Origin of the sequence: Parablautia muri, from assembly GCF_009917485.1 — a bacterium.
GTDB lineage: Bacteria > Bacillota > Clostridia > Lachnospirales > Lachnospiraceae > Suilimivivens > Suilimivivens muri.
In genome coordinates, this window is the sequence record NZ_QZDT01000002.1 from 39124 (window position 1) to 51839 (window position 12716).

Below are 12716 nucleotides of genomic sequence, written 5' to 3' on the forward strand. Positions count from 1 at the left end.
TTTATAGGGAGGTTAAAGTGAAGCGGTTTATCGTGTCCGTACTTTTAATTATGATATGCTTTTTGTTCCAGACCACGGTCTTTAAAGAAGTGGCTCCTGGAGGAATTGTGCCGAATCTGATGATTATTTTAACCGCTTCCTTTGGGTTTATGCGAGGGGAAAAGACAGGCCTTATCATTGGTTTTTTTTGCGGATTTCTGGCTGACATCTTCTTTGGAAATGTGCTTGGGCTAAATGCCATGATTTATATGTACATAGGCTATACCAACGGAAAATTTAATCGCATTTTTTTCCCGGAGGATATCAAGCTTCCGCTTGCCCTGATTTTAGTAAGTGATTTGGCATATGGATTTTTGTACTATATTACGTTATTTTTGCTGAGAGGACGTTTTCATATTAAATACTATTTCCTTCATATTATATTTCCGGAAGTAGTTTACACAATTTTAATCACTTTACTTTTGTATCCTTTTGTTTTGTGGCTTAATAAAAAATTAGAGGAATCCGAGAAAAGGAGTGCACGGAAGTTTGTTTGAGAATTTGAAAGAAAACTTTATTAATATGATAACCTCCAGGGTTTTTGTCCTGATGATTGTTCTTGTAGCAATCACCGCCGTGATGATCAATCGGATTTTTGATTTACAGATTGTGCATGGGGAAGAATATCTGGATTCCTTTCAGATGCGGATTATGAGGGAACAGACCATTAAGGGAAGCCGGGGCTGCATTTATGACAGAAATGGTAAACTTCTGGCCTATAATGAATTGGCCCATTCGGTTATTATAGAGGATGTTTATGAAAGCGGACGGTTTAAAAACTTAAATTTAAATAACACCATATACCAGTTGATTGACATCATAGAAGGCAATGGGGATTCCATTGTAAGCGATTTTAAAATTGTGCTGGATAAAAACGGGCGCTATATGTTTACCGTGGAAGGGACCCAGCTTTACCGCTTTTTAGCGGATGTATACGGCCGCCTTACCATTGAAGATCTGGAGGAAAAGGAGCGTACGGCTACCGCCCAGGAGGTAGTGGATTATCTTTGTGGCTGGGAGCGGTTTCGGATTGGCAACTACACGGAGGATGACGACAAAAATACTTTTGTACCTGGAAATGGTTACACAAAGGATGAAGTGTTAAAAATTCTCACAATCCGTTATGATATGAACAACAACAGCTACCAGAAATTTATCCCCACCACAGTTGCAACAGATGTCAGTGAGGAAACGGTTGCTGTGGTAATGGAAAATTCCATAGAGCTTGAAGGTGTTTCTATCATGGAGGATACCATACGCAAATATGTGGATAGCCTTTATTTTTCCCATATTCTTGGATATACAGGTAAGATTTCCCAGGAGGAGCTTACCGCCTTGCAGGAAGAAAACGGAGAGGATTCCTATGATTTAAACGATACGGTTGGAAAACTGGGAATTGAAAAATCTATGGAAGCTGAATTACAGGGAATTAAGGGAAGCCGGGTTATATTTGTAAACAGCATGGGAAAGGTGATAGAAACCGCCGATTATGTAGAACCGGTTGCCGGCAACAATGTATATCTTACCATTGACCACGATTTACAGATTGCTGCTTATCGAATTTTGGAGGAAAAACTTGCCAGTATTCTTTACACCAATATTATAAATGCCAAAGAATTTAATACAAATGATGTCAGCAGCAGTAATATCAAGATTCCCATTTATGATGTTTATTTTGCATTGATTAATAACAACGTAATCAATACGGAGCACTTCAATGAAACAGATGCAGGTGAAACTGAAAAGGCTGTCTATCACAGTTATGTGGAACGAAAAGCAGGTGTTTTTGAAAATCTGCGTATGGAGCTTACCGATACCCTTACTTCCTACGACCAGCTTCCCATGGAATATCAGATTTACGAAAGCTATATTGCCGAAATGCTTTACGATAATGGGATTATTGTACGCGAACGCGTAGATATGGAAGATGAGACCTATGTGGCATGGACGAAAGATGAGGTCATCAGTTTAAACGAATATTTAAACTATTGTATTGCCATGAACTGGATTGATGTAACCAGACTGAATCTGGGAAGCCAATACTCTGATTCTGAAAAGATATATGACGGAATTGTAGATTATATATTTGAACAGTTGGACGGTGATTTAGACTTCACCAAAAGAATTTATCGTTTTATGATTAAGAATGATGTAATATCCGGCGTACAAATCTGTCAGATTTTATTGGAGCAGAAGTTGGTGGAAATTCCGACAGAGGAACAGGAACAATTCGAAAGAGGGGCAGAGAGCGCCTATACCTTTATAATGAACCGCATCCAGAATCTGGATATCACGCCTGCCCAGCTAGCCCTTGACCCACATTCAGCCTCCATGGTTATTACAGATGTAAAAACTGGAGATGTGCTTGCGCTGGTATCTTATCCGGGCTATGATAATAATAAGATGGCCAATGGTGTAAATGCAGAGTATTATTCACAGCTTTTAAATGATTTATCTACTCCGCTTATCAACTACGCCACAAGGCAGATGACCGCGCCTGGTTCTACCTTTAAGATGGTTTCGTCTACGGCCGGGCTTATGGAGGAAACAATTACGCCTTTCACAACTTTTACCTGTACTGGAATTTTTGATAAAATTAAGCCGCCGCCTACCTGCTGGATTTATCCAAGGGGAAGTCATGGTTCTTTAAATGTAACCGGCGGTATCCGGAATTCCTGTAACATGTTCTTCTATGAGCTTGGTTACCGCCTTGGGCTTACGGGAGATAATTATTCCTCTGAAACCGCCCTTAAAAAGCTGGAAACCTATGTGGATATGTACGGGCTTACGGAAACCTCCGGTATTGAAATTGAGGAAACCGCCCCTCAGCTGGCCACAGACGATGCAGTCCGTGCCGCTATCGGTCAGGACAACCAAAGCTATTCCACAGTGGGACTTGCAAGGTACGTAACCGCAGTGGCTAACAGCGGTACCTGCTATAACCTGACATTGGTTGACAGAATCACAGACAGGAGCGGCACCTTAATTGATGACAATAGCGCTGAGGTGAGAAATATCATTGATATGGAGCCTGCTTACTGGGATGCAATTCAGCTAGGAATGCGCCAAATGATAGAAAATAATGCCTACTACAAGGACATGCCTATTCATGTAGCAGGGAAAACCGGTACAGCGGAGGAAAATCAAAACAGGGCAAACCATGCTTTATTTGTGTGCTATGCCCCTTACGAGGAGCCTGAAATTGCCATAGCGACAAGAATCGCTTATGGTTACACCTCAAGCTATGCAGCGCGAACCACCAAGGAGGTTCTTAGGTATTATTTTGATTTGGCAAGCGAGGAGGAAATTATTACCGGAACCGCATCGCAAATGAGCGGCAGCACGGCCGTTACGGATTAGGAAGGGAAAGGAGAAATATTATTTTGAAAAACTCAGTTATCATTAAAAGTTTTCCCAGCGGAATTGTGCTGCACTTAGATCCGGAAATTGACTTTAACGAGCTGCTTATAGATATTGCAGATAAATTCCGGGAGTCAAATAGTTTTTTTAAGGATGCAAGGATGGCGCTGTCTATTAAGGGCAGGCGCTTGACGCAGCAGGAGGAAGAACAGATTTTATCCGCTATTTCCGAAAATTCCCAACTCAATATCATATGTCTTGTGAGCGAGGATGAGGAGACCAATCAAAATTTTGTAAAGGCCTTGCAACAGGTTGATTTTTCTGATGAGACTGGTCTTTGCAGCGGAGGGCAGTTTTACCGTGGAACTCTAAAAAATGGACAAGTCCTTGAAACGGAATCAAGCATTGTGGTTTTAGGAGATATATATCCGGGAGCAACTATAATCTCTACCGGAGATATCATAATTCTTGGAGGATTGTACGGAAAAGCTTACGCCGGAGAAGATCGAAATGAGGGAAGATATGTAGTAGCGCTTGAAATGTCACCTGAAAGACTTAAAATTGGTGATTTCAAATATAGGAGCAAAGGAAAAGGTTCAAAATGGCCCATACGGCCGAAGGTACAGCCGAAAATTGCTTACATCAAAGATAAAGAAGTAGTAATGGAGCCTCTTACAAAAGAATTACTGAGTGAGTTGCCAACATAACACATATTTCTAAACCTGTAAAGAATGCAGATTTAGAAATGCTGCAGGTTGCAGGCAAGCCGGTCTTTATATAGGAAGAATTCCCTAAAAAGTGGCATTCTTTCCCAAAGTATAAGGCTTTCACAGGCAGGTTTCTCAGGGGACGATAAATTATTTTATTAACATGAGGATGCGAAGCGTGGCATCCGTTGTTTACACAGTCGCTTATGCGGTGAAATGGAGGTAAGTATGAGTGAAGTAATTGTCGTCACATCAGGGAAAGGCGGTGTGGGAAAGACCACCACATCTGCAAATGTAGGAACAGGTCTTGCAGCAATGGGTAAGAGGGTTGTGCTGATTGATACGGATATCGGTCTGCGTAATCTGGACGTGGTTATGGGATTGGAAAACAGGATTGTATACAATCTGGTAGATGTGGTGGAGGGAAAATGCCGTTTAAAACAGGCACTTATAAAGGATAAACGCCATCCCAATCTGTATCTCATGCCATCCGCCCAGACAAAGGATAAAACAGCGGTAAATCCGGAACAGATGGTTCTTATGGTGAATCAGTTAAGAGAGCAGTTTGATTATATTATACTGGATTGTCCGGCCGGTATCGAACAGGGCTTTAAAAATGCCATAGCCGGTGCAGACAGAGCTTTGGTGGTAACGACCCCAGAGGTATCTGCTATCAGGGATGCCGACCGTATTATCGGCATTTTGGAAGCGAACCATTTCAGTAAAATAGACTTAATTATTAACAGATTACGATATGATATGGTAAAGCGCGGTGACATGATGAGCGCAGCGGATGTGGTTGATATTTTAGCAATTGGTCTTATTGGGATTGTACCGGATGATGAAAATGTGGTGATTGCGACCAATCAAGGCGAACCTCTTGTGGGAAATAGTACACTGGCAGGAAAAGCATATCAGAATATATGCTATCGGGTGACCGGAAAAGAAATTCCCTTTATGGAATTTGAAAAAGGCGTTTCTTTCTGGACCAGAGTGTCGGGCATTTTCCACAAAAATTAGGAGGTGGCATATGAGAATCAAGAATTTTTTTATCAGGAGAAAATCCAGGGAAGTAGCAAAAGACCGGCTAAAAATACTGCTTATTTCCGACCGGGTCAACTGCTCGCCGGAAATGATGGAAATGATTAAAACGGACATCGCCAAGGTCATTTCAAAATACATGAAAATTGATGCGGAAAGTATGGAAATCCAAATCAGCAAGACGGACAGCAAGGGGCGGGAGAAAACACCTACCTTATACGCTAATATCCCTATTTTGGATTTACATAAGAATATAAACTGACAAACTGCTATGAGGTTCCATGCGGTTTAATGGAAGGTGAATGGAAGAATGCTCAAACACTATAAAATACGTTACTATGACTTTAAGCTGGCAATCCTGACAATTGCCCTGGCCGTGATTGGAATTGTGGCCGTGGGCAGTGCGGAGCCAACCCTTCAGGCAAGACAGATTGCCGGGTTTGCTTTCGGCGTATTTCTAATGCTGGTGATTTCATTGTTTGATTATTCTGTACTTTTAAATTTATATTGGATTATGTATATATTTAATGTGGTTTTGCTGGTTTTGGTTATTGTAATGGGAAAGGATGCCGGCGGAGCCCAAAGATGGCTGCGGATAGCCGGTATACAGTTTCAGCCTTCCGAGCTGGCAAAAATACTGCTTGTTTTGTTTTTTGCCCAGTTTATTAATAAACATAGAGAAAAACTGAATACCTTTCAATATATTAGTCTGTGCTGTCTTTTATTTGCGCTGCCTGCATTTCTTGTTTATAAACAGCCTGATTTATCTACTACCATTGTCATATGTCTGATTTTCTGTGTGATCATGTTTACAGGCGGAATCAGCTGGAAGGTAATTGGCGGTGTGCTGGCGGTGGGAATTCCTGCTTTTGTCATTTTTATGTATTTAATTATGCAGCCGGATCAGAAAATCATAAGTGAGGAACACATATATCAGCTTAACAGAATTATTTCCTTTTTCAATAAAGAAGAATTTGCCAATTCCTTAGGGTATCAGCAGGAATATTCTGTTATGGCCATTGGTTCCGGACAATTAACAGGAAAAGGTTACAAAAATAACGAAATCAGTTCCGTTAAAAACGCGGACTTTATTGCAGAGCAGCAGACTGATTTTATCTTTGCAGTGATTGGCGAAGAATTTGGGTTCGTAGGCGCCTGCACGGTGATAGTTCTTGTGCTCTTAATCAGCATGGAATGCATGATGATTGCATGGCGAGCCAGAGACACAGCCGGAACCATTATAGCGGCAGGCATTGGGGCTATGATAGGCTTTCAAGCCTTTATCAATATAGGTGTGGTTACTTATCTGCTCCCGAATACCGGACTTCCGCTTCCTTTTGTCAGCTATGGACTTACTTCCTTAGTAAGTTCTTTTATCGGAATTGGATTTGTTTTAAATGTGGGGTTACAATGTCAGCAAAAATGATGTATAATAAAATCATTATACCAATATAAGGGTTTCGCTATATTACGCGTCAGGAGGGGTGTATAAATGAATATAGCATTGATAGCGCATGATGCCAAAAAGAAGCTCATGCAGAATTTTTGTATTGCTTACAGGGGGATTTTGAGCAAACATGAATTGTACGCAACAGGCACTACCGGAAGGCTTGTTGAAGAGGTTACAAATTTAAATATCCACAAATTTCTTGCTGGGCACTTAGGAGGGGAGCAACAGATTGGTGCACAGATTGAACATAATCAAGTGGATTTAGTAATTTTTTTACGTGACCCGTTGACTTCCAAAACCAATGAGCCAGATGTCAACAATGTTGTAAAGCTCTGTGATATGTATAATATTCCAATGGCAACCAATCTTGCCACCGCAGAGCTGTTAATCAAGTCCCTTGACAGAGGAGATTTAGAGTGGCGTGAAATGTACAGATAGAAAAACCAGGGTTTTTACAAAAAAAATATCCTGTATGCGACTTTGCCATCGGCTTTGTTGTCGACTTTGCTGTATCCTGTTTTGCCTGATTCCATTGTTCCTTACCGGATGTGGGCAGGCAGGGTATGCCATGCCTTATAAGGCTGACAGTGAGGTAAGCTGCTTTCGGGTGGTGAATATAGAGCAGGAGAGCGAGATAGCGGTTCCCTTTGCCAGTGAGCTTTGCGTGGTAAATTCTAACATGGGTTCTTCGGCTGTTGATATGTCTAATGCTGCCGGAGCCGGGCTTTTTGATGTGAATAAACGAAATACGCTTTACGCCAAAAATGTCCATGAAAAACTATATCCGGCCAGCCTCACAAAGGTAATGACAGCACTTGTTGCCTTAAAGCATAACTCCGGCGATCTGATGCTTACCGCATCTGCAAACGTAAGAAACCTGGAAGCCGGCGCCCAGGTCTGCGGCATCCGGGAAGGGGATCAGATGACCTTGGATCAGGCATTACATCTTTTGCTGATTAACTCCGCCAACGATGCCGCTGTTATGATAGCGGAGGGAATTGCCGGATCTGTGGAGGCTTTTGCAGATATGATGAATGAGGAGGCTTTACTCCTTGGCGCCACCAATACTCATTTTACCAATCCACATGGCCTTTCTGATGAGGAGCATTATACCACTGTCTATGACATGTATCTGATTATGAACGCCGCAATTAATTATTCTGCATTTACGGAAATCATTCATATGGATTCCTATACCACTGTTTATACGGACAAAAATGGTGCTTCCAAGGAGATTTCCGTATCAAGTACCAACCGTTACATGCAGGGAACGGCAGAAATACCAGGAGGCATTACAATTATAGGGGGAAAAACCGGTACTACAAGTGCTGCCGGTCACTGTCTGATTCTTTTATCACGGGATTCGGCAAGTAATCCTTATATATCTGTGATTATGCGTGCGGACGATGGAGATTTTCTATATTCTCAAATGACAGATTTATTAAGCCAAATAAGTAATTAACAGTTGTTTTTTACCTGGCAATCACTTATAATTAATTTATGCATAGCCTGAGTTTATAGAACATGGGTTTATGTGCAAGCCAATATACTTCAGGAGGTATTACCAATGGTTCAATTAATAGTTGGAAATAAAGGAAAAGGCAAGACCAAACATTTGTTAGATCAGGTAAATGCACAGGTACAGAGTGCATCCGGTAATCTTGTGTATCTGGATAAAAGTACAAAGCATATGTATGAACTGAATAATAAAATCAGATTGATTGATGTATCTTCCTATCTGCTCACAGATTCAGATGAATTCGTTGGATTTATTAGTGGTATTATTTCACAGGATCATGATTTGGAACAGGTTTATGTTGACAACTTCTTAAAAATAGCGCACTTGGAAAAGGAAGGCAGCGATATAGAGCCTGTTATCCAAAAGTTGGATAAATTAAGTGATGCATTCAATATAAACTTTTATGTAAGTATTTCGCTAGATGATGCGGATATTCCCGCTTCGCTTAAAGATAAAATTGCTGTTTCCTTATAAATTACATACCCCCCGGAGGCATCCGGGGGATTTTTCTGCAAAAGGAGTCATTGTTGGGAGATAATAGAAATAACAAAATCATAAATATAAAAGAAGGAAGACCTTTCCGCATTAATATAGGCATTGTTATTTTTCTGGTTATTCTTGTTTACACTATCATCTGTATCTTTATGTATTTTACCCAAAAGCACATAGAGGGACATCAGGTAAAAATCGGCGCTCTTTCTTCAAACAATATCTACAAGGGAATTGCTCTCCGGGATGAAGAAATTGTAACTGCAAATAAGGCCGGATATGTGAATTATTATGCCCGGGAGGGTGAGAGAGTAGGGGTAGGAAATCTGGTCTACACACTAGATGAATCAGGAAGATTGGCAGATTATATCAATGCAGAGACAGATAGCATTACGTTAACCACCAGAGACTTAAATGAATTAAGAACAGAAATTCTTGGCTTTCGGAACAGCTTTGACCCTAAATATTTTTCTTCTGTTTATGATTTTAAGTATAACGTAAAGGGAACCGTATTAAAGCTTGCCAATGCAAATATTCTGGAAAATGTTGATAAAATAAACAGTTCTGGCTTATCTGAACTGATTTCCTTCTGTAATGCTCCTTCCACTGGTATTTTGATTTACTCGGTAGATGGATATGAGAGCCTTACGTTGGAGGAATTTACATCAGATTTATTTGATATGAAAAATTATGAAAAAACGCAGCTAATCAGCAATGAGTTGGTAGAAGCAGGGCAGCCTGTCTACAAAATATCAACCAATGAGGATTGGTCTATTGTTATACAAACCGATCAGGAAAAGGCGGACGAGCTTTTAAAAGCAGAGTTTGTGAAAGTAAAATTCCTGAAAAATCAGGATACCTCCTGGGGAGAAGTCTCCACCTATACCAATGTGGAGGGCGAGATTTTTGTAAAGCTTACCTTTACAAATTCTATGGTAACCTTCTGCACAGACCGTTTTATTGATATTGAGTTGATTTTGGAGGAAGAAACTGGTCTGAAGATTCCCAATTCTGCCATTGTAGAAAAAGAATTTTTCATTGTTCCCAAAGAATATGTCACACAGGGCGGCAACAATTATGGCTATGGTGTCATGCGTGAAATCTACGGTGAGGATGGGGTTGCTACCACTGAATTTGTGGAAACCACCATTTATGGCGAAACCGAAAAAGAATACTATCTAGATGATATGGTTCTTCGGATTGGAGATTATATTGTCAAGCCGCAGACAAGTGAAAAAGAGGCTTTAAGCAAGCGAGGAAGCCTTACAGGAGTGTATAATATTAATAAGGGATATGCGGATTTTAAACAAATCAATGTTTTGTACAAAAATGATGAATATTCTATCGTGAAATCGAATACCCAGTATGGTCTTAATGTTTATGATTATATTGTATTAGATGCCACTACTGTAGTAGATGATGAATTTATCTATTAATTTTAAGGTTAACGCTTATCCATATATAGTTGCAATATATTTTTTCATAGGGTTAACTTTGGGCGGAGGACGATTGTGGAAGAATTGAAAAACGCAGAAATATCTAATATTGGAAAAAAACAGGACTTTATCAGCCAAAATCTTGATTTTGTCAACCAAAATATTACAAAAGCATGTGAGAAGGCAGGCAGAGGGGCAGAGGATGTAACACTGATTGCTGTCAGCAAGACCAAGCCTGTATCCATGCTCAAGGAGGCCTACAAGCATGGCTGTAGAGCGTTTGGGGAAAATAAGGTGCAGGAACTGGTAGAAAAGTATGAGGAGATGCCAAAGGACATTCAGTGGCATATGATCGGACATCTGCAGAGAAATAAGGTAAAATATGTTGTGGGAAAAGCGGCATTGATCCATAGTGTGGATACGCTGAAGCTTGCGGAAGAAATAAGCCGCGAGGCGGTTAAGAAGCAGACGGAAGTTTCTATACTGATTGAAGTAAATATTGCTGGTGAAGAAAGCAAATATGGCGTTGCGATGGCTGAAACGGAGAAACTGGTACGTGAAGCTGCCTTGCTTCCGGGCATTCACATAAAAGGACTTATGACAATTGCCCCTTATGTGGAGGAACCGGAAGAAAATCGGCAATATTTTGCACTATTGAGACAATTATCTGTTGACATAAAACAGAAAAACATTGATAATGTTAATATGAATGTCCTGTCGATGGGTATGACGGGGGATTACATGGTTGCCATAGAGGAGGGTGCCACTTATGTTCGTGTTGGAACAGGCATTTTCGGCGAAAGGCAATATCCTGCTCAGCGGGAATAAGAGAATACTGTGAAAATAAATTTTTCGCAGATAAATTTATGCTTACGTCCAAATTTACGGACTATTGAGAGCATGGAGGAATTATTATGAGTGTAATGGATAAGTTTCTCAATTACATGAAGCTAAATGAGGATGATGACGATTTCTATGATGATGAATACTATGAAGATACCGTTATTGAAGAAAAAAATAAAAAGCCGGCTGTTATAAAAGAGGAACCTGTTTACGAGGAAGAAAAACCAATTAAGAAAGCTAATCCAAAGGTTACCCCTATGCGTCAGACCAGGAAGTCCGGAAATGGCATGGAGGTATGTGTGATTAAACCTACTTCTATTGAGGATGCCAGGGAAATTACCGAAACCTTGCTCGCCAACAGGACTGTGGTCCTTAATTTAGAGGGGTTAGATGTGGATATTGCCCAGAGAATTATTGATTTTACATCCGGTTCCTGTTTTGCCATCAGTGGTAATCTGCAGAAAATTTCCAATTACATATTTATTATTACACCAGCCATCGTAGATATATCAGGCGATTTTCAGGAAATTTTATCAGGCTCCTTTGATGTACCAATTAATAATGGCCTGTAAGGCTTAAAGCTTCCTGCCTTAGCGGGAAGCTTTTTTAGGTCAATAGACACTTCACAGCGTGAAAGCTTTGATAGTGATAAACTTGATTTACCAGGCGCGGCAGCGCTTAACAAATGACTCATAAAATTTCGAAAGGATAAAAAGATGGACAGCAGACTCAATATTTTATACAATAAAAAACCCTGTTATGACATTGTATTTTCTACTGATTTTCAGGGGTTGGTTTCCGAATTAAAAGGATTGGAAATAGAAAACAGGCGTGTATGTATTGTGACAGATTCACATGTTGCTGCTCTGTACGGTGATGAAATTTTGGGGCTTCTTGAAGGTCAATGTAAGGAGAAAACATTATTTTCTTTCCCGGTAGGAGAAGAAAATAAGACACTTGAAACCGTAAAGAATATCTATACTTTCCTGATAGAAAAGAAATTTGACCGAAAGGATCTTTTGCTTGCTTTAGGCGGCGGAGTTGTTGGGGATATTACCGGCTTTACTGCAGCTACCTACTTAAGAGGAATTGATTTCGTACAGGTGCCTACCACACTTCTTGCTCAGGCTGATTCAGGTATTGGCGGCAAAACAGGGGTTGACTTTGACGGCTACAAAAATATGGTTGGAGCTTTTTATATGCCCAGACTGGTTTATATGAATGTAAGCGTCTTAAAAACCTTAGATGAACGCCAGTTTTTCAGCGGCTTCGCGGAAATTATGAAGCACGGGCTTATTAAAGACAGCATATTTTATGAATGGCTTCTGGACAAGATGTACGAAATTTGTGACCGGGATGTTAGTACGTTACAGGAGATGGTGGAGAGAAGCTGTAAGATAAAAAAACTTGTAGTCGAAAAAGACCCCACTGAGAAAGGGGAGAGGGCGCTTTTAAATTTTGGACACACCATTGGTCATGCCATTGAAAAAAGTAAGAACTTTACCTTGACGCACGGAGAATGCGTAGCGCTTGGTGCGGTTGCAGCTGCCTTTATTTCATGGAAGCACGAATGGATTTCTATGGATGAATATTATGAAATACGAGATATGTTTGTTCCCTTTCAGCTGCCAATTTCTGTTGAAAATATAGATCCACAGGAAATTTTAAGCCTCACAAAATCCGATAAAAAAATGGAAAATGGCAGTATTAAGTTCATTCTTCTCAAAAAGATTGGCAAGGCTGTAATTGACAGGACTGTTACCGATGAAGATATTTTGAATGCGCTTTCTGAAATTCATTATGTGGAAGATGGTGAGTAGCAAAATGCTGCC

The 12716-nt window shown here is 40.4% G+C and carries 13 protein-coding genes; all 13 read left to right on the top strand.

Features of this window, described 5'->3' with window-relative positions; genetic code table 11:
* The first annotated feature begins 17 nt into the window (after positions 1-17).
* The 13 genes from mreD to aroB all read left to right on the top strand — a co-directional run bounded on the left by mreD (position 18) and on the right by aroB (position 12704).
* Positions 18-536: a rod shape-determining protein MreD gene (gene mreD / locus D5281_RS02190; protein ID WP_330584756.1), complete on the top strand. Its 519-nt coding sequence runs from the start codon at positions 18-20 to the stop codon at positions 534-536.
* Positions 529-3399, top strand: coding sequence for a penicillin-binding transpeptidase domain-containing protein (locus tag D5281_RS02195; RefSeq protein WP_160558518.1), 2871 nt, complete (start codon positions 529-531; stop codon positions 3397-3399). The genes mreD and D5281_RS02195 overlap by 8 nt, the downstream gene beginning before the upstream one ends.
* Positions 3400-3422: 23 nt before the next feature.
* Positions 3423-4106: a septum site-determining protein MinC gene (locus D5281_RS02200; protein ID WP_160558519.1), complete on the top strand. Its 684-nt coding sequence runs from the start codon at positions 3423-3425 to the stop codon at positions 4104-4106.
* A gap of 228 nt (positions 4107-4334) precedes the next feature.
* Positions 4335-5126 carry a septum site-determining protein MinD gene (gene minD, locus D5281_RS02205; protein ID WP_160558520.1) on the top strand — a complete coding sequence of 264 codons (792 nt, stop codon included), beginning with the start codon at positions 4335-4337 and terminating at the stop codon, positions 5124-5126.
* A 10-nt stretch (positions 5127-5136) separates the two neighbouring features.
* Complete coding sequence (gene minE / locus D5281_RS02210) at positions 5137-5409, top strand: cell division topological specificity factor MinE (protein WP_160558521.1); 273 nt, start codon at positions 5137-5139, stop codon at positions 5407-5409.
* A 48-nt stretch (positions 5410-5457) separates the two neighbouring features.
* The gene (locus tag D5281_RS02215) at positions 5458-6573 is read left to right on the top strand and encodes an FtsW/RodA/SpoVE family cell cycle protein (protein ID WP_160558522.1); all 1116 of its coding nucleotides are present in this window, start codon (positions 5458-5460) and stop codon (positions 6571-6573) included.
* A gap of 66 nt (positions 6574-6639) precedes the next feature.
* Positions 6640-7035 (top strand): methylglyoxal synthase, encoded by a 396-nt coding sequence (gene mgsA / locus D5281_RS02220; RefSeq protein WP_160558523.1) that lies wholly within the window; start codon positions 6640-6642, stop codon positions 7033-7035.
* A gap of 130 nt (positions 7036-7165) precedes the next feature.
* Entirely contained in the window at positions 7166-8059 is an 894-nt protein-coding gene (locus D5281_RS02225) for a D-alanyl-D-alanine carboxypeptidase family protein (protein WP_277935129.1), read from the top strand.
* Positions 8060-8164: 105 nt separating this feature from the next.
* Complete coding sequence (locus tag D5281_RS02230; RefSeq protein WP_160558524.1) at positions 8165-8590, top strand: twitching motility protein PilT; 426 nt, start codon at positions 8165-8167, stop codon at positions 8588-8590.
* 53 nt (positions 8591-8643) lie between these two features.
* On the top strand, positions 8644-10041 hold the full coding sequence (locus tag D5281_RS02235; protein WP_277935130.1) for an HlyD family efflux transporter periplasmic adaptor subunit: 1398 nt from the start codon (positions 8644-8646) through the stop codon (positions 10039-10041).
* 84 nt (positions 10042-10125) lie between these two features.
* On the top strand, positions 10126-10869 hold the full coding sequence (locus D5281_RS02240; protein WP_160558690.1) for a YggS family pyridoxal phosphate-dependent enzyme: 744 nt from the start codon (positions 10126-10128) through the stop codon (positions 10867-10869).
* 86 nt (positions 10870-10955) lie between these two features.
* On the top strand, positions 10956-11456 hold the full coding sequence (locus tag D5281_RS02245; protein ID WP_160558525.1) for a cell division protein SepF: 501 nt from the start codon (positions 10956-10958) through the stop codon (positions 11454-11456).
* Positions 11457-11600: 144 nt separating this feature from the next.
* Complete coding sequence (aroB, locus tag D5281_RS02250) at positions 11601-12704, top strand: 3-dehydroquinate synthase (RefSeq protein ID WP_160558526.1); 1104 nt, start codon at positions 11601-11603, stop codon at positions 12702-12704.
* Positions 12705-12716: the final 12 nt, after the last annotated feature.

What these genes read in the sequence shown, in the direction of transcription:
- minE (WP_160558521.1), top strand. Translation starts at nt 5,137, where the DNA reads ATGAGAATCAAGAATTTTTTTATCAGGAGAAAATCCAGGGAAGTAGCA.
- D5281_RS02230 (WP_160558524.1), top strand. Translation starts at nt 8,165, where the DNA reads ATGGTTCAATTAATAGTTGGAAATAAAGGAAAAGGCAAGACCAAACAT.
- D5281_RS02225 (WP_277935129.1), top strand. Translation starts at nt 7,166, where the DNA reads ATGCCTTATAAGGCTGACAGTGAGGTAAGCTGCTTTCGGGTGGTGAAT.
- aroB (WP_160558526.1), top strand. Translation starts at nt 11,601, where the DNA reads ATGGACAGCAGACTCAATATTTTATACAATAAAAAACCCTGTTATGAC.
- D5281_RS02245 (WP_160558525.1), top strand. Translation starts at nt 10,956, where the DNA reads ATGAGTGTAATGGATAAGTTTCTCAATTACATGAAGCTAAATGAGGAT.
- D5281_RS02215 (WP_160558522.1), top strand. Translation starts at nt 5,458, where the DNA reads ATGCTCAAACACTATAAAATACGTTACTATGACTTTAAGCTGGCAATC.
- mgsA (WP_160558523.1), top strand. Translation starts at nt 6,640, where the DNA reads ATGAATATAGCATTGATAGCGCATGATGCCAAAAAGAAGCTCATGCAG.
- minD (WP_160558520.1), top strand. Translation starts at nt 4,335, where the DNA reads ATGAGTGAAGTAATTGTCGTCACATCAGGGAAAGGCGGTGTGGGAAAG.